At 67.4% G+C, this 22,396-nt stretch carries 14 protein-coding genes; 6 read left to right on the top strand and 8 right to left on the bottom strand.

Annotated elements, in window-relative coordinates:
- Nucleotides 1-48 precede the first annotated feature (48 nt).
- From hpnE to SBI20_RS08025, 7 genes are all read right to left on the bottom strand, one after another.
- Nucleotides 49-1,302, bottom strand: coding sequence for a hydroxysqualene dehydroxylase HpnE (gene hpnE, locus SBI20_RS08055; RefSeq protein WP_317974572.1), 1,254 nt, complete (start codon nt 1,300-1,302; stop codon nt 49-51).
- A complete protein-coding gene (gene hpnD / locus SBI20_RS08050; protein WP_317974571.1) occupies nt 1,299-2,147 on the bottom strand; it encodes a presqualene diphosphate synthase HpnD in 849 nt (282 codons plus the stop codon). The genes hpnE and hpnD overlap by 4 nt, the downstream gene beginning before the upstream one ends.
- Complete coding sequence (gene hpnC / locus SBI20_RS08045) at nt 2,144-3,004, bottom strand: squalene synthase HpnC (RefSeq protein ID WP_317974570.1); 861 nt, start codon at nt 3,002-3,004, stop codon at nt 2,144-2,146. The genes hpnD and hpnC overlap by 4 nt, the downstream gene beginning before the upstream one ends.
- Nucleotides 3,001-4,161, bottom strand: coding sequence for a glycosyltransferase (locus SBI20_RS08040; protein WP_317974569.1), 1,161 nt, complete (start codon nt 4,159-4,161; stop codon nt 3,001-3,003). The genes hpnC and SBI20_RS08040 overlap by 4 nt, the downstream gene beginning before the upstream one ends.
- Nucleotides 4,158-5,198, bottom strand: a complete 1,041-nt coding sequence (gene hpnA, locus SBI20_RS08035) for a hopanoid-associated sugar epimerase (protein ID WP_317974568.1) — start codon at nt 5,196-5,198, stop codon at nt 4,158-4,160. Before hpnA ends, SBI20_RS08040 begins: the two co-directional genes overlap by 4 nt.
- Before the next feature lie 23 nt (nt 5,199-5,221).
- The gene (locus SBI20_RS08030; protein WP_317974567.1) at nt 5,222-6,172 is read right to left on the bottom strand and encodes a polyprenyl synthetase family protein; all 951 of its coding nucleotides are present in this window, start codon (nt 6,170-6,172) and stop codon (nt 5,222-5,224) included.
- A 108-nt stretch (nt 6,173-6,280) separates the two neighbouring features.
- Nucleotides 6,281-9,139, bottom strand: a complete 2,859-nt coding sequence (locus tag SBI20_RS08025) for a DUF5695 domain-containing protein (protein ID WP_317974566.1) — start codon at nt 9,137-9,139, stop codon at nt 6,281-6,283.
- A 139-nt stretch (nt 9,140-9,278) separates the two neighbouring features.
- On the opposite strand from SBI20_RS08025, the gene SBI20_RS08020 reads away from it, so the two are divergent.
- From SBI20_RS08020 to SBI20_RS07995, 6 genes are all read left to right on the top strand, one after another.
- On the top strand, nt 9,279-11,666 hold the full coding sequence (locus tag SBI20_RS08020) for a glycoside hydrolase family 127 protein (RefSeq protein WP_317974565.1): 2,388 nt from the start codon (nt 9,279-9,281) through the stop codon (nt 11,664-11,666).
- 11 nt (nt 11,667-11,677) lie between these two features.
- The gene (locus tag SBI20_RS08015; protein ID WP_317974564.1) at nt 11,678-12,703 is read left to right on the top strand and encodes an Ldh family oxidoreductase; all 1,026 of its coding nucleotides are present in this window, start codon (nt 11,678-11,680) and stop codon (nt 12,701-12,703) included.
- A 61-nt stretch (nt 12,704-12,764) separates the two neighbouring features.
- Nucleotides 12,765-14,531, top strand: a complete 1,767-nt coding sequence (locus SBI20_RS08010; protein ID WP_411911551.1) for a DUF885 domain-containing protein — start codon at nt 12,765-12,767, stop codon at nt 14,529-14,531.
- A gap of 115 nt (nt 14,532-14,646) precedes the next feature.
- Nucleotides 14,647-15,576 carry a dihydrodipicolinate synthase family protein gene (locus SBI20_RS08005; RefSeq protein ID WP_317974562.1) on the top strand — a complete coding sequence of 310 codons (930 nt, stop codon included), beginning with the start codon at nt 14,647-14,649 and terminating at the stop codon, nt 15,574-15,576.
- Nucleotides 15,577-15,586: 10 nt separating this feature from the next.
- Entirely contained in the window at nt 15,587-16,585 is a 999-nt protein-coding gene (locus SBI20_RS08000; RefSeq protein WP_317974561.1) for a 4-hydroxyproline epimerase, read from the top strand.
- Between the two features lie 108 nt (nt 16,586-16,693).
- Nucleotides 16,694-19,006 carry a S9 family peptidase gene (locus SBI20_RS07995; protein WP_317974560.1) on the top strand — a complete coding sequence of 771 codons (2,313 nt, stop codon included), beginning with the start codon at nt 16,694-16,696 and terminating at the stop codon, nt 19,004-19,006.
- 368 nt (nt 19,007-19,374) lie between these two features.
- Here the strand turns inward: SBI20_RS07995 and SBI20_RS07990 are convergent, their stop codons facing one another.
- The gene (locus tag SBI20_RS07990; RefSeq protein ID WP_317974559.1) at nt 19,375-22,350 is read right to left on the bottom strand and encodes a TonB-dependent receptor domain-containing protein; all 2,976 of its coding nucleotides are present in this window, start codon (nt 22,348-22,350) and stop codon (nt 19,375-19,377) included.
- Nucleotides 22,351-22,396 lie beyond the last annotated feature (46 nt).

The following is a 22,396-nucleotide window of genomic DNA, read 5'->3' as shown; positions in this document are numbered from 1 at the left end:
GCAGGTTCCTTCGGCGGGGGTCTTCAGGAGAGGGTGGGAAAGGGCGCCTTAGCGGGCCATGACCAGCGCGGCGGCGGTTTCGCCCGAGCGCAAGGCCCCTTCGATGGTGGCGGGAAGGCCGGTGGCGGTCCAGTCGCCGGCGAGGAACAGGTTGCGCCAGGCCGTGCGCGCGGGCGGGCGCTTGGCGTCCTGTTCGGGCGTGGCCGAGAACGTCGCGCGCTTTTCCTTGACGACCTGCCACGCCGGAAGCGGCGCGGCGATGCCAAAGGCGCGGCAGATGTCATTCCAGCAGGCCTGCGCGATCTCTTCACGTGGCGAGTCGACCAGATGGTCGGCAGCGCTGATGGTGACCGACACGCGGTCATCGAAGCCGAACACCCATTCCGCCGTCCCGCCCAGCAGGCCGAGCATCGGCGGCGCCCCTGCGGGAAGGGGGAAATCGTAGTGGGCGTTGACGATGGAATGGAACGTGTCGGGCGCGGAAAGGCCCGGCACCAGCCCTTGCGCGACCCACGAGGGGACGGCGAGGATCACCGCTTCGTCGGGTGCCACGGGCTGCGGGCCCTGTCCCCAGTCGAGGCTCGCCACGCGGTCGCCCTCGAACGTCAGCGCGCGCAGGCGCTGGCCCAGTTCGGCCCGCGCACCATGGCTCGCCAGCCACGCCAGCGCCGGGTTGATGAAAGCTTCGGCAAGGCTCGGCACGGCGACGCAAGGGTGCAGCGCCTTGCCCCCGCGCGCGATGGTTTCGCGCAGGACATTGGCGGTCAGCCGCAGCGAGCCTTCGCCCGGCGGCGTGTTGAGCACGGCGAGCAGCACGGGATCGAGCAGGCGCTCCCACAGCGGGCCATGGGTGGCAATCACCGAAGAAATCGGCACATCGGCGCGCTTCATCAGTTTTGCGAGCGCTGCATAGTCGGCCAGCCGCGTGCCCGGCACCCGGCGCGAGGGCACGGCCACCCACCAGGGCAGCGGGCCTTCGTTCATCCGCAAGGTCCAGCCCGAACCATCGCGCAAGTCGTGGAAGGCGAAGCTGGCACTGCCCGGCCCGGCGAGCGGCGTCGTCGCGCCGACCGTGGCGCGGAAGCGGGCCACCGCACCGTTGCCCGAGAGGACGAGGTGGTTGCCATTGTCGATCACTTTGCCGATCTGGCTGTCGTGATACGAGCGGCAGCGCCCGCCTGCCTGCCGCGCACCCTCGTGGAGCGCAAGGGGCAGGCCCGCGCGGGTGAGCTGCACCGCGCTCGACAGCCCGGCAAGACCACCGCCAACGACCGTGGCGCGGGAAAACGGGGCGCGGCTCATCGGCGGATCAGCAGCCAGGCAAGGCTGAGCAGCAGGCGCGGCTTCGACACGCGCACGCGGGTGCGCGGCGGTGCCCATCCGGTCTTGATCATGCGGTCGAGCAGCGCGGAATAGGCCGAGGCCATCAGGCGCGGGGCGATCAGGTGGCCGCGCGGACGCCGCGCGAGGATCATCGAGGCCTGCCGGAAATGCTCCTGCGCCTGCGTGGCGAGCGGGCGGACGGCAGCATCGACGCGGGGATCGCGGACAAGGGCCTCGGGCGTGGTCGGGGTGATCCCGGCCTGTTCGAGCGCCTCGATCGGCAGGTAGACGCGGCCAATCGCGGCGTCCTCGTCGATGTCGCGCAGGATATTGGTGAGCTGGAGCGCGCGGCCCAGATGGTGGGCCAGCATCACGCCGGTTTCGCGCTCCATGCCGAAAATGTCGACCGACAGCCGCCCCACCGCGCAGGCCACGCAATCGATGTAGTGATCGAGCGCGGCCATGGTCGGCCAGCGCACATCGCCCGCCACGTCGACATCCATGCCCTCGATCACGGCGAGGAAATCCTCGCGGCGCAGGCCAAATTGCGCCACCGGGCCGACCAGCCCGGCCGCCAGCCCCGGCGGGCCCCCGGCGTAAAGCTGTTCGATGTCGTGGCGCCAGACGGCCATCTTCTGCGCGCGTTCCTGCGCGGTGTTGCCCCGGTCGTCGGCGATGTCGTCGACCTCGCGGCAGAACGAATAGACCGCGTACATCGCATCGCGCTCGGCGCGGGGCAGCACGCGCATCCCGGCGTAGAACGAGCTTCCGGCGGCTTGTGACTGGGCCTGTTCGGGTTGAATGGCGGGGGAAGAGGGGATCATCGGCGGCGGCCTGTCAGGAAATGGGCGGCCACGGCGCGCGCGGCGATCAGGGCGGCCTGCGGCTTGCTGTGCTCGATCCGCACGGCGAGCGGGTCCTGCCGTTGCAGGCGGGTGCAGAGGTCTTCGGCGAGCGCCTGGATCACGGCGACTTCGGCGCCGAGGCGGCGGTCCTTGATCGACCTGGCAAAAGGTGCGCTCTGGGCGAGCAGTTCGCCGGTGCGGCGCGCGCATTCGACGATCACCTCGCGCAGGCCCCGGCTGGAGGCAGACGCGGCCAGATCCTCGACCCGCGCGCCGGCGGCTTCGAGCATCGTGGTGGGCAGGTATACGCGGTCGATCGCCGCGTAGTCCTTGGCGCAGTCCTGCAAGTGGTTGTTGATCTGGAGCGCGGCGCACAGCGCGTCGTTCGCGGGCCATGTCTCGCGGCTTTCGCCGTGGACATCGAGCACGAAGCGCCCGACCGGCACGGCCGAAAGGCGGCAATAGGCGATCAGGTCGTCCCAGTGGGCATAGCGGCGCACGGTCACGTCCTGCACGAAGGCGTCGAGCAGTTCGTGGGCGTGGACCGGATCGATCCCGCGTTGCGCCATGCTGGCGGCCAGCGCCATGGCTTCGGGAGCGCCTTCGCCATCGAGGCCTGCGCGCATCCGCGCGAGCGCGGCGAGCTTGTCTTCGGGCAGGGCATCGGGATGGTCGGCGATGTCGTCTGCCGCGCGGGCAAAGCGGTAGAACGCCATGATCGGCGCGCGGAAGCGCGGGGCGACGAGGTGGCTGGCGACGGGGAAGTTCTCGTCGCCATGGCCCTTGCCCGAGGCGAAGCTTTGCGCCTCGTGCTGTGAAAGGGGGAGGGTGCTCATGCCTGTTCTCCGCTTGCTTTACCTGCTGCCACCGATCCGGCCGCCGCTTGCGCGCGGCCCTTCCACATGCCGCCGCGCCCGCGCGCGTGGTTCCAGCCCGAGGCCAGCGTCGCCCCCGCATAGGCGAGGCCGATCAGCGGCAGCAGCGGCCCGCGCAAGGCCGAAAGGCGATAGAACCGCAGCATCGGGATGTGCGAAAGCGTCATCAGCGCCCAGGCCGCAAGGCCCGCCCAGCGCGCCATGCCATGGCCCGCCAGCGCCGCGAACGGGGGCACGATGAAGACCAGCAGCAGGCCCAGCAGCGTGCCCGCCAGCGCCAGCGGGTTGTAGCCGAGCTGGGCATAGGCCGACCGCTCGATCATCGCGAGGACCGACCCCCAGGTGTCGTAGATGCGGATGCTGACCGAACGGCGGGTCAGCCCCAGCCAGACCGGCCCCTGGGCCTTGAGCAGCCCGCCCATCGCGCAATCGTCGATCAGCGCGGTGCGGATCGCGGCGATCCCGCCTGCGCGTTCGAGCGCGTCGCGCCGGGCCAGCATGCAGCCGCCTGCCGCCGCCGCCGTGGCGCCGGGGCGGTTCACCCGCGCGAACGGATAGAGCATCTGGAAGAACAGCACGAAAGCGGGCACCAGCCAGCGTTCGGCTGCCGAGCGGCAGCGCAGCAGGGCCATCAGCGAGACGAGCACCAGCCCGCCTGCCTCGGCCCGCGCGACGAGGCTGCGCAAGGTATCGGGGGCGTGGGTAATGTCGGCGTCGGTCAGCCAGAGGTAGCGCGGGGTGCCTGCCGCGGCGATGCCGTGCGATTGCGCCCAGATCTTGCCGGTCCAGCCCGCCGGGAGCGGGGCCCCGGCCAGAACCTGCACGCGCGATCCGCCAGCTTGGCGGGCCAGTTCGGCGGTGCCGTCGCTGCTGCCGTCGTCGACGACGATCACCCGGAAATCGCCCGGATAGTCCTGTGCGGCAAGGCTGGCGACGCTGCGGGCGATCACTTCGGCCTCGTCGCGCGCGGGGACCACGGCGACGACATCGGGCCACTGCGCGGGCTCCGGGGCGGGGTGGCGGTCGTCGTGGACGCCTGCCGTCCAGAACTGGCCATGGGCCAGGATCAGGCCCAGCCAGATGACCAGCGAAATCAGGGCCAGAAGGGTCAGGATCATGCGGAAACCTGTTGGGCGAGCAGGGCCGAAACCGGGGCGGGAACGACCCCGCGCGCGGCGAAATCGGCCAGCGCATCGGCAATCGCGGCCTGCCACGGGCGATAGCTGTAGCCCAGTTCGGCCTGCGCGCGCGCGCTCGAATAGTACATGTGGTGGCCCGCCATGCGCAGCGAATCGACGGTCAGGAACGGTTCGCGGCCCGTCAGCGCGCAGAGCTTTTCGTTGACCCAGGCCATCGGGAACAGCGGCCCGCGCGGCAGGGCCACGCGCGGCGGGCGGCGGCCCATCAGGCGGGCGATCTCGCGCAGCATTTCGGCCAGCGTCACGTCCTGTCCGCCCAGCACATAGCGGCGCCCGTTCACGCCCTTTTCCAGCGCGGCGAGGTGCCCGGCGGCGACATCCTCGACATGGACGAGGTTGAGCCCGCTGTCGACATAGGCGGGCATGCGCCCGTTGGCCGCCTCGACGATGACCCGGCCCGTGGGGGTGGGGCGCAAGTCGCGCGGGCCGATCGGGGTCGAGGGGTTGACGATCACGGCGGGCAGGGCGCGCGAGACCACGGCCTGTTCGATCAGGCGTTCGGCGACAACCTTGGAGCGCTTGTAGGCCCCCACCACGGTCTGTTCGGTGGCCGGGTGGTCTTCGTCCGAAGGGCGCCCGTCGAGCGGGAGGAGCGTGGCGACCGAACTGGTGTGGACCAGCCGCTCGATCCCGCAGGCGAGCGCCGCCTCGATCACGTTGTCGGCGGCGAGGCGGTTGTTGCGCACGATTTCTTCGGGATCGGGCGCCCAGAGGCGATAGTCGGCCGCGACGTTGAAGGCGAAGCGCACGCCTTCCATCGCGCGGCGCACGCTCGCGCCATCGCGCAAGTCGCCCTCGACGATGTCGAGGCCCAGCCCGGCCAGATTTTCGCGCGGGGAGGCGCTGCGCACGAGGACGCGGCACCGCGCGCCCCTGGCCAGCAGCGCGCGCACCACCGCCGAACCGAGGAACCCGCTGGCACCCGTCACCAGGATCAGGTCGTCGCGATAGGTCATGAGGTCAGCCTCTGATCGCTCTCTTAGTGCTTGCGCTCGACGATGTAGCGGGCAATCGCGCGCAGCAGGTCGGCCTCGGGGCCATGGCGGTCGAGGCGGGCGATGGCGTGATCGACCAGACGGCGCGCTTCCTCGCGGGCGCGGTCGGGGCCGAGCAGCGAGAGGAAGGTTTCCTTGCCTGCCGCCGCATCCTTGCCCACGGCCTTGCCGGCCAGCGCGGCATCGCCCTCGTAGTCGATCAGGTCGTCGGCGATCTGGAAGGCCAGGCCAATGGCGCTGGCATAGTCGCGCAGGTATGCGCGGTCATCGGGGGCAACGCCGCCCAGAATCGCGCCCATTTCGACCGAGCCTGCCAGCAGGGCGCCGGTCTTGAGCTGTTGCAGGCGGGTGATCGTGGGCAGGTCGAACGTGCTGGTTTCGGCCGCGATGTCCATCATCTGGCCGCCCGCCATGCCCTGCGCGCCGCTGGCCTGGCCGAGCGTGCGCAGCAGTTCGACGCGCACGGCAGCGTCGGGGCTGGTGGCCGGATCGGCGAGGACTTCGAACGCAAACGACTGGAGCGCGTCGCCCGCCAGAACGGCGGTGGCTTCGTCATAGGCCAGATGGGTGGTCGGCTTGCCGTGGCGCAGGGCATCGTTGTCCATGCAGGGCAGGTCGTCGTGGATCAGCGAATAGACGTGGATCGATTCGATGGCGATCCCGGCGCGAATGGCAATCGCGCGGTCCACCCCGAACATTTCGGCGACCGCCGCCAGCAGCAGCGGGCGCAGCCGCTTGCCGCCACCCATCGCGGCATAGCGCATGGCCTCGAACAGGCGCGCGCGGGCGTCGTCGGGCACCGGCAGCATCGCGTCGAACGCGGCGGTGATGTCGGTCGCGATGGCCTTGAGCCCTTGGGCAAGGATTGCTTCGGGCGCGCCGGACGGGGCGGCGGAAGCGGCGGCGGCGGGGAGGGGGGAGAGATCGGAAGCCATGGGCGCTGCCATGGCGGGCAGGATGGGGCCGGTCAAGGTGCGATGGCATCGACAGGCGCCTGTTGGTTTGGTGCTGGATCGGACGGGCGGGAGACAGGGGCCATCGTTTCAGCGCGGCGCCAGCGTGACGGTGGTGGTCGCTGACGGGGCAAGGGGGATGGCATAGCCCCCGCGTTCAGCGGTTATGGCCGGGGCGGGGGGCACGATCGCGTAAGGGCGCCCGGTGCTGGTCGTGGTCTCGAACAGCAGGCGCGCGGCTGGCGCGGTGGCGCTGGCCGGATCGAGCGTGAGGTCCACCTTGCCCGACTTCGTATCGTAGCGGGCGCTCTGGATGCGGCCTTCCTCCAGCGTGATCCACAAACCTGCCGGGGCCACGAACAGGCGGCGGCGGGCGCCGTCGCGCGGGACGAGGCTGATGTGCGTGCCCTTTGTCGCAAGGTCGCCGCCAAAGCCGAGCCAGCCCAGTTGCGGGTCGTTGACGATGTAGCTGGCCGCAGTGATCGCATGGCCATAGAAGCCCATGCCATAGTCGCCGGTGATGGCATCCCACTTCATCATGTCGGGCCACGAGTGGAACGCGGCCGAGCCGAAGCCCTGCTGGTCGATATTGGTGATGCCCCCCATCATGCCGCCATAGGCCACGCGCAGCAGGTGCAGGTCGGCCGGGTTCTGGCGGAAGGCATCGAACAGCGGCACGGCGTTGAGCGTCGAGCCATAGTGGTGGATCTGGCGCTCGATGCGCGAGACCTTGCCGCCATAGAGGAAGTCCCAGTAGCGGCGCGCATTGCCGTTGTAGCCCCAGCTCGGGATCGTCGGGTCATAGCCCAGGATCACCTCGCGGGTGGCGTCGGCCTGCGGCTGGTAGCCGAAATGGCGCATCCACGCGTAGACTTCGCTCTGGCCGGTCGAATCCCAGACCATCTCGCTGCCGAACGGGTACTTGAGCGTGCGCCAGTGATCGGCGCGGCCCTTCATCAGGCCTTCGAGTTCGCTGGCCTGCGCGGTCATCCCCTCGCGCTTGAGATCCTTGAGGATGTCGATGAAGACATCGCCTTCCATCTGCCCGAACTGGGCATAGTAGGGCGCGTCGCGCATCATCGCCACGCTCGTCTTGAAGGCCCAGTCGAGGTAGAACTTCCAGTCGTGCTGCTTGACCAGCCCCCGGTTGTCGCGCGCGAGGCGGTAGAGCACCCAGTGGCCGATGGCGACGTGGGGATAGTTGTAGGACCGGCCCAGATCATCGGCGTCCTTCTTCGACCACGAGGTCCACGTCTTCCAGTCGATCGACGGGTCGTAGTAGTTCGGGAATTCCTTGGGATCGTAGTAGAAGATGCTCTTCTTGACGGCCCCGGCCTGTGACCCCTTGTCGACCTGAAGCGTGCCCAGCACGGTTTCGTCGACAAGGCGTTCGAGCTTGGCCACTTCGACCGGATCGGGATTGTCGAGTTGCTTGATCGCGGCAGCCACCCACGATCCGGCCCCGCCCTCGTCGCTCATCCCCGAAACCCAGACACGCGCATCCTGGGTGAGGATGCGGTTTTCCTCGCGGTCGTAGGAGAGGATCGCGGGCGAACGGTGGAACGGATCGCCCTTGCCCTCGAACCATTGCCGGGTCGTGGTGAAGTGGCCGATGTCGGCCATGACCGTTTCGAGCGGCTTGGTGATGTAATAGCTGATGGTCTGCTTCTGGCCATCGGCATAGGTCACCGTCAGGCGCGCTTCGCCCCAGCCGCTGGCCTTTACCTGATAGCGCGCCCAGCCATTTCCGGCCTTTTCGGGCGTGGCGGAAAGGGCGCCTGCGGGCCATGCTGCGATACTGGCGACCTTGACCGGGGATTTGAGGAACAGGCTGGCGGTCTGGTCGGTGGGCACGACATATCCGGGGATGCCCACGGCCACCGGGCGCTTGTTGGCAACGAGGGTATCCTCGATCGCGCGGATGGACGGCGCGGTCACGAAGCGCAGGCCCAGCGTGCGGCTTTCCCCCGGCGCGAGGGTGAAGCTGGTCGGCTCGTTCCATTGTGGCCCGGCCTTGGCCCATTCCTTTTCGGCAAAGGCCTTGCTGGCCACGGTCCAGTCGTAGAACCCTTCGGAGACCTGGCTGCGTTCGGAACGGTCGGTGAAAATGTCGCCGCGGGGCGCGCTGCGCGCTTCGAGCACCGGGCGATAGGCTTCGAGCGGGGTGTTCTTTTCGGGCAGGACCAGCAGGGCCGGGCCTGAACCGTTGAGCCGGGTAACCTGAAGATAGCCCGCGTCGCGCCCGATATAGGGATCGACGAAGCTGGCCCGGGCATGGGCCTGATCGAGATCGCGATCACGGATGATGTTGTCGAAGACCATCGGCATGCCCAGCGCGCCGATTTCGACCGGGGTGGGGCTGGTGTTGACCAGCGTGAAGCGCATGGCCAGCACGCCGCCTTCGTTGACCCAGCGGCGCTCGACACGCAGCGGGATGGTGGCGCCCCCCGTGTTGCCTGCCACATTCGAGGTCATCGAGGCGGTGATGTCGGCTGCGGCGAGCACGTCCGGCCCGCCGGGCAGCGCGGTGATCTGCTGGCGCGCATGGGCCGAGGAGAAGTCCTGCCAGTCGCCCCCGGCGGCCCTGAGGCGCACGTGGATGTCGCCGATGTGGACATAGCCGTCGCCCGCCCGTTCCGCCTCGCGCGCGGCAGGCACGAAATCGAACGCCTCGTCTCCGGTGGGGGACAGGTGGGCGAGGGTCTGGGTATCGGCGCGCAGGGCCAGATCGAAGGTGGGCGTGTGGAACGCCGTCTTGTGGATCGGCGGGAACACGGGGGCGGGCTTCCGGGCGCCTTCCTGTTGCTCATCTTCCTCCTGATGCTGGGCCTCCCGATGCTGGGCTTCCTGCGCCTGCGCGGCGAAACCGGGCAGCAGGCCGGGGGCCAGCACGGGGGTGGTGGCCAGCAGCAGGGCCACGAAGGAGAGGGGCTTGGGGAAGGGCTTCATGTCTGGTCCTCGCGGAGGGGGCGGGGGAGGTCTTGCCGGCGGATGGTTGAAGCCGGGCAGCGTCTGGCAAACCGGCTTGACTATCCCTGCCTGCCTTCTATCAATAATGTATACGATATTCGATAGGGATAATGAGGGCATGAAAGCCAACAGGCGCGAATGGATGGCGGGTGTGGCGGCGCTGGCGATCTGCGCGGTTCCCCTGCGCGGGTTTGCGGCGGTCGTCGCGCCGCGCGTGCCGCTGCGGGCAAAGCCGCTGCCGCTCACCGATGTGCGGCTGCGCCCTTCGGCTTTCGCCACGGCGGTCGAGGTCAACATCGAGTACCTGATGTCGCTCGAACCCGACCGTTTCCTTCACAATTTCCGCAAATATGCCGGGCTCGAACCCAAGGCGCCGATCTATGGCGGCTGGGAATCCGACACGATCGCCGGGCATTCGCTCGGCCATTACATGTCGGCGCTGGTGCTGGCCTGGCAGCAGACCGGCAATGCCGAATGCCGCCGCCGCGCCGACTATATCGTGGGCGAACTGGCGCTGTGCCAGGCGCAGCGCCACGATGGCTATATCGGCGCGCTGGGGCGCAAGACCAGGGATGGCGCGATCGTCGATGGCGAGGCGATCTTCCCGGAAGTCATGCGCGGGGAAATCAAGTCGGGCGGGTTCGACCTCAACGGCTCGTGGTCGCCGCTCTATACCGTGCACAAGTACTTTGCCGGCCTGCTCGACATTCATGCCGCCTGGGGCAACCCGGAGGCGCTCAGGGTGGCAATCGGGCTGGCCGGTTACTTTGAAAAGGTCTTTGCCGCGCTCGACGACGCGCAGATGCAGGACCTGCTGGGCTGCGAATATGGCGGTCTCAACGAAAGCTATGCCGAACTCTATGCCCGGACCGGCGACGCGCGCTGGATGGCGGTGGCCGAGCGGATCTTCGACCGCAAGGTGCTCGGCCCGCTGGTCGCGCAGGAAGACAGGCTCGCCAATTTCCACGCCAATACCCAGGTGCCCAAGCTGATCGGTCTGGCGCGCATCCACGAACTGACCGGCAAGGACGATCCGGGCCGCGCCGCGCGCTTCTTCTGGGAACGGGTGACGCAGCATCACAGCTATGTGATCGGCGGCAATGCCGACCGCGAATACTTCTTCGCGCCCGACACCATCGCGCTCCACCTGACCGAATCGACCTGCGAGCACTGCAACACCTACAACATGCTCAAGCTGACCCGGCAGCTCTATGGCTGGCAGCCTGACGGCGCGCTGTTCGACTATTACGAGCGCGCGCATCTCAACCATGTGCTTTCCGCCCAGAACCCGGCCACCGGCGGCTTCACCTACATGACGCCGATGATGAGCGGGGCCGCGCGCGGCTATTCGCAGCCGGGCGAGGAAGTGTTCTGGTGCTGCGTGGGCTCGGGCATGGAAAGCCACGCCAAGCACGGGGATTCGATCTACTGGACCGGCCATGACGGCGCCGGTGGGGATACCCTGTTCGTCAACCTTTACATCCCCTCGACGATGGTCTGGCAGGACAAGGGGCTGAGCGCCACGCTCGACACCGAATATCCGTTCAGGCCTGACATTCGCTTCACCCTCGATGCGGTGAAGCGCGATGGCTTCCGCCTTGCGCTGCGCATTCCGGGCTGGGCGAAGGGCAAGGCCACGATCACCGTCAACGGCCAGCCCGCGATGGTCACGCAGGCCAATGGCTATGCGTTCCTCGACCGGCGCTGGAAGAAGGGCGATGTCGTCGCGCTGAACCTGCCGCTCGACTTGCGGCTCGAACCGGCGACCGGTTCGGACGACGTGGTGGCTCTCGTGCGCGGGCCGTTGGTCATGGCCGCCGATCTCGGCCCGGTCGAGACCGAATGGGCCGGTGTCGAGCCCGCGATGGTCGGCGACAATCCGCTGGCGGCCTTCGCGCCGATGGTCTCGGACCGCCCGCGCTACCAGACCAGCGGGATCATGCGTCCGGGCAACCTCGTGTTCGTGCCGTTCTACAGCCAGTATGACCGCCGCAGCGCGGTCTATTTCAAGCGCTTCACGCAAGGCGGCTGGAAGAACGAGGAAGCCGCCTACCTGGCCGAACAGGCCCGGCAGAAGGACCTCGCGGCCCGTTCGATCGATGTCATGCATCTGGGCGAAATGCAGCCCGAGCGCGACCACGAGCTGATCTCGGACATCTCCTATCCGGTCGCCTATCGCGGGCGCAACGGGCGCGATGCGCGCTCGGGCGGCTATTTCGAGTTCGCGATGAAGGTGAAGCCGGGACCGCTGGTGCTTCAGGCCAGCTATTGGGGCGGCGAACGCTCGCGCGTGTTCGACATCCTCGTCGATGGCGTGAAGATCGCCACCCAGCGTCTGGACGAGGACCGTCCGGGCACGTTCTTTGATGTTGACTATCCGCTGCCCGAGGCGCTGACCAAGGGCAAGAGCAAGGTGAAGGTGCGCTTCGTGCCGGCTGATCGCAGTTCGGCCGGGCCGGTGTTCGGCGTGCGCCTGTTCGCCGCCAGGGCCGGAGCCGGACAATGAGTGCAACCGATATGATTACCCTTTCGCCAGAGCAAGCCGACGAACTGGCGCGCACGGTGCTTCAGGCCTGGGGGCTGGCGCCCGATCATGCCTCCGCCGTTGCCCATACGATGGTTTCGGGCGAGCGCGACGGGTGTACCTCGCACGGGCTCTATCGCCTGCTGGTGGCGGCCAATTCGGTCGAGCGGGGGGTGGTCGTGCCCGATGCCGTGCCCGAAGTGAGCGAACCGGCCTCGGCGCTGGTGCGGGTGGACGGCAAGGGCGGCTTTGCCCAGCTTCCGTTTGCGCAAGGGCTGCCGCTGCTGGTCGCCAAGGCAAAGGCCCATGGCATCGCGGCCATGGCGCTCAACAACGTGGTCCACTTTGCCGCGCTCTGGCCCGAGGTCGAGGCGCTGGCCGAACAGGGGCTGGTGGGCCTTGCGTTCACCCCCAGCCATGCCTGGGTCGCGCCCGAGGGCGGCACGAAGCCGGTCTTTGGCACCAACCCCCTCGCGTTTGGCTGGCCGCGCCCGGACGGACAGGCGCCCTTCGTGTTCGATTTCGCGACCAGCGCGGTCGCGCGCGGCGAGATCGAGCTGCACCGCCGGGCCGGAAAGGCCATTCCCGACACCTGGGGCTATGACGCGCAGGGCAACCCCTCGACCGATGCCGAGGCGGTGCTCGACGGGGCCATGCGCACGTTTGGCGCCCACAAGGGGGCGGCGCTGGCAGCCCTGGTCGAACTGATCGCCGGGCCGCTGATCGGCGACATGACCAGCGCGGAATCGCTGGCTGCCGACGAAGGGCGCGGTGGCGCGCCGCTGGGCGGCGAACTGGTCATCGCGATCGATCCGGCAGGCTTTCTGGGCAGCGGCGTTGCCGATCACCTGCGCCGGGCCGAGGCGATGTTCGCCGCGATCGAGGGGCAGGGCGCGCGCCTGCCCGGTTCACGGCGGCTGGCCGCGCGGGCGGTTTCGGATGTGCAGGGCTTGCGCATCCCGGCCAAGCTTTATCAGGATATCATGGACGTTCTCGAAAGGGGTAAGCAGCGTGGGTAAAGTCGCCAAGGGGAACCGCATGATGCGCATGGCGGGGCTTGTGACCGGCGCGGCGCTGGCCATGATGCCCGTGGCGCTGTGGACGGGGCCCGCCATGGCGCGGGCCGGGGCTGCAACGGGTTCGGCAGCCGGTTCTGCGGGCCGGAGCGAAGCCGACAAGGCGTTCGAGGCGCTGTCCACCGATGAATATGCGTGGCGCCAGCAACAGGCCGGGCCGAGCGAGGACGGGCCGCGCGACCGCAAGATCATGCTGCCCGATCTGGGGCCGCAGGCACAGGCCGCCCGGCTGGCCCGGTGGGAAAAGGTCGAGCAGCAACTGGCCGCGATCCGGCAGGACCGGCTTTCGCCCGCCAATCGCATCAACTTTGCCGTCTACAAGGGCCAGATCGACGCGCTTCTCGCCGCGCAGCGCTATCGCGACTATGAAAAGCCCTTCAACGCCGACACCAGCTTCTGGGGCGAACTGGCCGACTGGGCGCGCACGCCGTTCAGGGACCGGGACGCGGCCGATGCCTATCTGGAAATGCTGCGCGAGATTCCGCGCTACTATGACCAGCAGATCGTCAACATGCGCGCGGGACTCGCGCGCGGGTTCTCGGCGCCCCACGTCACCCTGACCGGGCGCGACAAGGGCATCGAAATGGTCGTTCAGGCGGCCAGCCCCGAAGCCTCGCCGTTCTACGAACCCTTTAAAAACCTGCCCGCCACGATCCCGGCTGCCGATCAGGAAGCCCTGCGCGCGCAGGCCCGCGAGGCGATCACCAAAGATGTCGTCCCGGCCCATGCGCGGCTGCTGGCCTTCATGCGCGGCGAATACGAGAAGGGCGCCCGCCAGACGCTGGCCGCTTATGCCCTGCCCGATGGGCAGGCCTATTACCGCTCGAAGATCAACGAGTTCGTCACCCTCGACAAGAGCCCTGAGGAAATCCACCAGATCGGCCTTTCCGAAATGGCGCGCATTCGCGGGCAGATGGACGCGGTGATGAAGCAGGTCGGCTTCAAGGGCGATCTCAAGGCGTTCCTGCACTTCCTGCGCACCGATCCGCAGTTCTATCCCAAGACGCCCAACGAACTGCTCTATCGCGCGGCGTGGATCGCCAAGACCTTCGATGGCAAGGCCTCGCAGTTCTTCGGGCGCATGCCGCGCAGCCGCTTCGCGATCAAGCCGGTGCCCGATGATGTCGCCCCGTTCTACACCGGCGGGCGCGGCGGGCCGGGCATCTATCTGGTCAATACCTACAACCTGCCCTCGCGCCCGTTCTATTCGCAGATCGCGCTGACCCTGCACGAGAGCGCGCCCGGCCATGCCATGCAGATGCCGCTGGCTGCCGAAAACACCGACCTTCCGGCCTTCCGCCGCGACAGCTACCTCTCGGCCTATGGCGAGGGCTGGGCGCTCTATTGCGAGGCGCTGGGCGAGGACATGGGCATGTACGAGACGCCCTACGATCGCTTCGGCATGCTCAGCTATCAGGCCTGGCGCGCCTCTCGGCTGGTGGTCGATACCGGCATCCATGCCATGGGCTGGACGCGCGAACAGGCGCAGCAATACTTGCGCGACAACACCGCGCTGTCCGATCACGAGATCGAGACCGAGGTCGACCGCTATATTTCCTGGCCCGGCCAGGCACTGGCCTATTACATGGGGGAACTGACCTTCCTCGACGCGCGCCACAAGGCGGAAAAGGCGCTGGGGCCAAAGTTCAACATCCGTGCGTTCCACGATGCCGTGCTCGAAATGGGGGCAGTGCCGCTGCCGCTGATCGACCAGCGGGTCGACCAGTTGATCAGGGATGGCGGCAAGGGGCCCTATCCCGATGAGGAGTGAGGTGTGGAGGGATGGCGCCGGGGCGCTTTTTGTGCGCCTGCGAAAAGGGCATTGCGCTGTCGAGAATAATATAGTATACGATATTTCAAGTTAACGCACAGCAGGACGAATAGACATGGCAATCGGTTGGAAGGGTGTATTCCCGGCAGTCACCACGCAGCTTCGCGCGGACCTGTCGATCGACCTCGCGGACACCCAGCGCGTGGTCGACGATCTCATCCGTGACGGCGTCACGGGGGTGATCGCCCTTGGCACGGTTGGCGAAAACAACTCGCTGGAATACGAGGAAAAGGTCCAGGTTCTCTCGGCCATCGTCGAAGTGGTCGACGGGCGCGTGCCGGTCATCACCGGGGTTTCGGAATACGACACCCGCCGCGCGGTGCGCTATGCCCAGGCCGCCGAAAAGGCCGGGGCCGATGGCCTGATGCTGCTGCCCCCGATGGTCTACGTGCCCAAGGCGCACGAACTGGTGAACCACTTCAAGGGCGTGGCTGAAAGCACCGGCCTGCCGATCATGCTCTACAACAACCCGCCCGCCTATCGCACGGTGATCGACAAGGACGTGCTGGCCGCGCTGGTCGACGTGAAGAACATCGTGGCGGTCAAGGAATCCGCGCCCGACACGCGCCGCTTCACCGATTTCCGCAATGCCTTCGGGGATCGCTACGTGCTGTTCGCCGGTCTCGACGACGTGGCGCTCGAAGGGCTCTACCTCGGGGCGCAGGGCTGGGTTTCGGGCCTGACCAACGCGTTCCCCAAGGAATCGGTCGAACTGGTCAACGCCTTTGCGCGCGGTGACCATGCCAAGGCGATGGAAATCTATCGCTGGTTCATGCCGCTGCTCCACCTCGATGCCGAGCACGATCTCGTCCAGTCGATCAAGCTGGCCGAGCAGGTCATGGGTCGCGGGTCCGAGCGCGTGCTGCCCCCGCGCTATGTGCTCGAAGGCGCGCGCCGCGCTGAAGTGATCGCGATGGTCGAGAAGGCCGCCGCCACCCGTCCCGACCTTACCCCCACGGCTCCCGCAGCCCTGACGGAAGCCTGAAGGAGCCTCGATGCGGCACACGTTCTTCTGCATCGACGGTCATACGGCAGGTAACCCCGTCCGCCTCGTGGCGGGCGGGGCGCCGCTGCTCAAGGGCGCCTCGATGTCCGAGCGGCGGCAGGATTTCCTGTCGCGTTTCGACTGGATCCGCACCGGCCTGTGCTTTGAACCGCGCGGGCACGACATGATGTCGGGCGGGTTCCTCTATCCTCCCGTCGATCCGGCGAACGATATCGGCATCCTGTTCATCGAGACCAGCGGCTGCCTGCCGATGTGTGGCCATGGCACCATCGGCATCATCACCTTCGGGCTCGAACACGGGCTGATCCAGCCTGCCGTGCCCGGCCGCCTCAAGGTCGAGGTGCCTGCCGGGACCATCGAGATCGCCTACGAGACCGACGGGCCCAAGGTGACCTCGGTGCGCATCACCAACGTGGCGTCCTATGTTGCCGCGCGCGGGATCGAAGTGGATGTCGAGGGCATCGGCCCGCTGTCCATCGACGTGTCCTATGGCGGCAATTATTACGCCATCGTCGAACCACAGGGCGCCTATACCGGCCTCGACGATCTGGGCGCGGCCCGCATCATCGACCTGAGTGGCCGCGTGCGCGAAGCCGTGCGTGCCAAGTTCGAGCCGGTCCATCCGCTCGATCCGACCATTCGCGGGGTCAGCCACGTGCTCTGGGCCGACAAGCCCAAGCACGATGGCGCCGACGGGCGCAATGCGGTGTTCTATGGCGACAAGGCCATCGACCGCAGCCCTTGCGGCACCGGCACGTCGGCGCGGCTGGCGCATCTGGTGGCCAAGGGCAAGCTGGGCGTGGGCGACCGTTTCGTCCACGAAAGCTACATTTGCAGTCGCTTCATCGGGCGCGTGGAAAAGAGCGTGATGCTGGGCGACCAGCCCGCGATCATCCCCTCGATCGAGGGTTCGGCCACGGCGACCGGGTTCAACACCATCTGGATCGACCGGGAAGACCCGTTCTGGGCGGGCTTCCAGGTCAAGTAAGCGTTCCTCCTATTCCGTTCGGCAACCCTGCCTGCCGGGCGGTCCTATCCGCCGGGTCACGCCTTGGGCGCGGCCCGGCGGCCTTGTGTCCGGTTCAGGAGATCTGTCATGTCCCGTGCCCTTATGCCCCATGGCTTGCGCCGCGCTTCCCTTTCCGGTGTCATGGCAGGGCTGATGGCCTGCACGGCGGCTTTCCCAGCGCTCGCCGCGCCGGGCGGGGCAAACGCGGCGCAAAAGGCGCAGATCGAGCGCTCGGTGGGCCTGCGCGAGAGCTGGGAATACCTGACGCGCGACATTGCCTGGCCCGCGCACTGGGCGCCCGATTCCAGCGCCTTTACCTATCGCAAGACGGTCGAGGGCGGCTTTGCCTTCGAGACGGTCGATGCCGCGACGCTGGCCCGCTCGCCCGCGTTCGACCATGTGCGCCTTGCCGGCGAACTGACCCGCGCGCTCGGCCACCTTTTACAGCCGCTGCGCCTGCCGTTCGCCGAGGTGGATATCGAGGGCACAGGAGACGGGCGGGCCATCGCCTTTGCGATCGACGAGCAGGGCTGGCGCTGCACGCTGGCCGACTATCACTGTGCGCCGCAGGTCGATCCGTCGCGGCCACGCGGGTTCGGGGTCGTGCGCGACCTGTCGGTGCCCGCCGACAACCACCCCCGCCTTGCGCCCGACGGGCAGCACGAGGCGCTGGTCGAGGACAACAACCTCGTCGTGCGCAAGAAGGGAGGGGCCGACACGGTGCGCCTGAGCAGCGACGGGTCGCCGGGCGATTTCTATGATCCCGAGACGATCCGCTGGTCGCCCGACAGCCGCCACCTGATGATCTATCGCGTGCGCCCCGGCTATGCGCGCCATGTCCTGCGGGTGGAGGCCGCGCCTGCGGGGCAGGGGCAGCCCGTGCTGCGCAGCCAGCTCTACCCCAAGCCCGGCGATACGGTCGACAGCGAGCAGCCGGTGCTCTTCGACGTGGCGACCGGGCGCCAGACGGTGATCGATCCCTCGCTGTTTCCCAATGCCTATCAGCTGTCCGATCCGCGCTGGCGGCCCGACGGGCGCAGCGTCGCCTTCGACTATGTGCGGCGCGGCTTCGGGCAGGCGCGGATCATCGCCGTCGATGCCGCCAGCGGCAAGGCCCATGTCGCGGTGAACGAGGAGGCGCGCACGTTCGTCTATGCCGACCGGCGCTATGCCCACGAACTGGGCGCCTCGGGCGATGACATCATCTGGGCTTCCGAGCGCGATGGCTGGAACCACCTCTACCTGATCGACGGGCGCACCGGAAAGGTGCGCAACCGCATTACCAGCGGCGCCTGGGTGGTTCGCGATGTCCTGCGGGTCGACGAGGCCAGGCGCCAGATCTGGTTTTCGGCCAGCGGCATGAATGCGGGCGAAGATCCCTATTTCCACCACATCTACCGCATCGATTTCGATGGCCGCCATCTCGTCGCGCTGACCCCGGAACAGGCCGACCACACCGCCAGCCTTGCCCCCGACGGGCGCACGCTGGTCGATACCTATTCGCGGGTCGACCTGCCCACGGTCAGCGTGCTGCGCGCGAGCACGGACGGGCGCGTGCTCGCCACGGTGAGCAAGGGCGATATTTCCCGCCTGACCGCCGCCGGGTTCCGCCCGCCCGAAGTGTTCACCGCCAAGGGGCGCGACGGCAAGACCGACATCTGGGGCCTCGTCGTGCGCCCGCGCGACTATGACCCGGCGCGCAAGTATCCGGTGATCGAGAACATCTATGCCGGGCCCCACGACAGCTTCGTGCCCAAGCAGTTCTGGCCGTTCGGCTATCACTCCGGGGGCGACAAGGTGATCGGGATGCAGGCGCTGGCCGACCTGGGCTTCATCGTCGTGCAGATCGACGGCATGGGCACGGCCAACCGCTCCAAGGCGTTTCAGGACGTGGCGTGGAAGAACCTTGCGGATTCCGGTTTCCCCGACCGCATCGCCTGGCACAAGGCCATGGCCGCGCGCGATCCGTCCTATGATATCAGCCGCGTGGGCATCTATGGCGCCTCGGCAGGCGGGCAGAGCACGCTCAACGCGCTGCTGTTCCATGGCGATTTCTACAAGGCCGGGGTGGCCATGGCGGGGTGTTATGACAACCGCATGGACAAGATCAGCTGGAACGAACAGTGGCTCGGCTGGCCGGTCGATGCCAGCTATGCGGCGGCCTCGGGCGTGGACCATGCCGCCAACCTGCATGGCAAGCTGTTCCTGATCGTGGGCGAGCAGGACAGCAATGTCGATCCGGCCTCCACGATGCAGGTCGTCGATGCGCTGGTCAGGGCCGACAAGGACTTCGACCTGCTGGTCGTTCCGGGCGGCGAGCACAGCGTGGGCCGCTCGACCGGGCCGATCGACTATGTGACGCGCCGCCAGTTCGATTTCTTCGTGCGCGCGCTGCAATAGGCGTCCTTCTGGGGCGGCGTGGGCACATTCGACGCGCACCAGCCTGGCAATGAAAGCGCTGGGCGCTGTTGGCCCATGTCTCGTCATTCCCGCGCAGGCGGGAATCCAGCTTGCACGCGCTGTCCACAGGCGCAACCATCGGACCTGGATCCCCGCCTGCGCGGGGATGACGAATGGAATGACAGAAAATCAGATTATTATTTAAAGAATTGGGATGCATCACAAAAAACCGCCCGGTTCCCCTGGGGGAGCCGGGCGGGTGAGTGTTCAGGCGGCGCGCCTGGAGGGGCCAGAGAGGTGCCGCCTGAGAAGGGGGGAAGGGCCTTGCGCCGACCGGACGGGACCGGGCGGCGCAAGGGTTTGGACGATCAGAAGTTGATGGTGGCCCCCACGAAGATCGTGCGGCCCAGCGCATCGTAGACGCCCGGATAAGTGTTGCCGTTGCCGAAGAGCTGGAGCAGCCCGGCTGCGAGCAGCGGCGGATCCTTGTCGAACAGGTTGTTCACGCCCGCGCGCAGGGTGAGCTTCTTGTTGATGGTTTGCGTCAGCGACAGATCGAAGTAGTTGTAGGCGTTGATCTTGCTGTTCACGAAAGTCTGCGGCGCGCTGAGCAGGGGGTTGTCGGTCAGGCTCGACAGACGGGTGCCGCCGATATGGCGCCACGACAGCGAAAGCACGGTGTCGGTCGGCGTCATCCAGGTGAACCGCGCGACATGGCGCCAGGTCGGCGAGGGCTGGCCGCAGGTATAGCCGAACAGGCCATTGCAGTCGTAGGAGCCAAGGCCCGGCACCGGCTGCGCGATCTGGTTGAGCAGGTAGGTGCCCACCAGGTTCATGTTGAGGCTGCCCGCCTTGCCCAGGCCGACGGTATAGTCGGCGTTGAAGTCGAGGCCCGAGGTCTTGAGGTAGCCGGTGTTCATCGTGGTCGAGATGACATAGCCCGCATTCTGGCCGAACAGCGCGCCCGAACGGGCATCACGCTTGAACAGGCCGCAGAAGTAGGGATCGCCGGTCTGCGCGCACTGACCCATGATCAGCGAGGGCGCCATCGAGCTGATGTAGTCCTTCACCTTGATGTTGTAGTAATCGACCGAGAGCGAGAACCGGCGCAGGAACTTGGGCGTGAAGACGATGCCTGCGGTATAGGTATTGGCGGTTTCGGGCTTGAGCGCACGGTTGCCCCCGCTCAGGGCCGAGCAGGTATCCGACGGGCACTCGACGATGTGGCCATATTGCGCCGCAGTTACCCCCGTGACCGCGCAGGTCGCCAGCGAGGCGCTCGGGTTGGGGCCCGCGCACGGGTCTATGCCGTTGACGTTGCCCACCGATTGCGAGGCGAACAGTTCGGCCACGTTGGGCGCGCGGATGGCGTGGTTGTAGCTGGCGCGCACGCGCAGGTCGTTGACCGGCTGCCAGCTCAGTTCAGCCTTGTAGGTCCACACGTTGAAGCCCGACCCATAGCCGGTCGACTGCTGCTTGTTGTCGTAGGACGAATAGCGGAAGCCGCCGTTGACCGAGAGCGAGCGGAGCAGCGGCATGTCCTCGACCAGCGGCACTTCGAGTTCGCCGAAGACTTCGGTCACGCTGATCACGCCGTCCGAATTCGTCGTCCCGTTCTGCTGGGCCACGGCGTCGGCGGTGAAGGCCAGCGTTTCGCGGCGGTGGTCGACGCCCAGCGCCATGCCCAGACCCTTGCTGGTCCAGGGCATGGTGATGCCCAGTTTGCCCAGATCGCCGCTCAGCGTGCCCTGGATCACGCTGAGGGAATTGCGCGAGGCGGTGTTGCTCTGGCCGAACAGATAGGCGCCTTGCGCGGCGGTGAGCCCGTGCGGCTGGAAGATGTTGGCCGGAATGCAGCTCGGGTCGGTGCCGTCGAGCACCGAACGGCAGGTGGGCACGCCATTGACGCTGATCGCGTTGAGCGCGCGGCCCGCCTTCACCTGGTCCACGTCGTTGAGGTAGGTCTCGTCATAGCGGACCAGCGAGTACATGTAGTTGACATCGTAGCTGAACCCGCTGCCGATGTCGCCGCGCACGCCTGCCGAGTAGCGGAAGTCGTTGTGGCGCAAGTCGTCGCGACGCGGGGCGATGTCGGTGCGATAGGCCGCCAGCGCATCTTGCGTGGTGTTGGTGCCCGCCGCGCTGCCGCAGATCGCCTGAAGCTGGTTGGCGCTGGCATAGGGGTTGTTGCACGAGATCGCGAAAGCCGTGCCCAGCCAGATCGCCGAAGGGGCGACCTGCGAGAACGTGCGGTCGTGCATGTACATGAAGCTGCCGTAGATTTCGGCGGCCCGGCTGATCTCGAAGTGGCCAAAGGCGCCCGCCGTGATGCGCTCGTCGGAGCGCTGGAAGTAGTTGTTGGGCGCGTAGTTGTAGGCATAGGAGCTGTTGTAGGGCACCAGCGTGCCGTCGTTGGCGCGGCTGTTGACCAGCGTCTGGCTCTTGTAGGCGCTCAGGTCCGAGAGCGGCACGAACGAGCCATAGGGCGAGTTGCTCGAACCGCCGCAATAGAGTTGCGAGCCGTTGTTGCGGTCCTGGATCGCGCAGGACGACACGTCGCGGGTCGACTGGCGCACCGGGCTGAAGCTGCGATAGCCGCCATAGACGGTGATATTGCCGCGGCCGCTGGCAAAGTTCTTGCCCGCCGAAACGGTGATGTCCTGCTTGCCGCCGTCGAGCACCGAACCGGGGGCCGTGTTGTACCCGGACGAGGAAACCAGATTGCGCATGGCGGTGTTGCCGTTGTCATGCTGGGCAAAGCCGGTCTGCATGTCGACCCGCAGGCCATCGAGGTTCTTCTTGAGCACGAAGTTGACGACGCCCGAGATCGCATCCGAGCCATAGACCGCCGAGGCGCCGCCGGTCATCACGTCGACGCGCTCGATCAGGCTGCCGGGCACGAAGTTGAGGTCGATGGCCTGAGAGGGCATCATGCGCTGCCCGTCGAGCAGCACAAGCACGCGGTTCGAGCCCAGGTTGCGCAAGTTGATGTTGGAGGTGCCGTTCGAGCCGTTCGAGACGTTCTCGTTGGCGTCGGCGGTGAACTGGGGCAGGCGGTTGAGCACCTGCTCGACCGTCGTGGCGCCCTGATAGCGGAACTCGTCCGAGCCGACGACCGTCTGCGGGCTGTTGCTCTTGAGGTCGGGGCGCTTGATGAGCGTGCCGGTGACGACGATGGCGTCGCCCGGTGCCCCGGCACCATCGCTGGCACCCTGTTCGGGCAGGCTTTGGGGCGCACTCTGGGGCGTGCTTTGGGCTTGGGCCGTTCCCGCGAAGAATGTGGCCCCGGTTATCAGCGCAGTGTGGGCGACTGCGCAAAACAGCTTGCTGTGACGAACCCTCATGATCGGCATTCCCTTGTTGTTTGCCGAGAGGATGCGTCATCTATTT

It is taken from the genome of Novosphingobium sp. IK01 (assembly GCF_033242265.1).
GTDB lineage: Bacteria > Pseudomonadota > Alphaproteobacteria > Sphingomonadales > Sphingomonadaceae > Novosphingobium > Novosphingobium pituita.
Note: the sequence above shows the minus strand (reverse complement) of the source record. Positions and strands in the feature narration are given on the sequence as shown.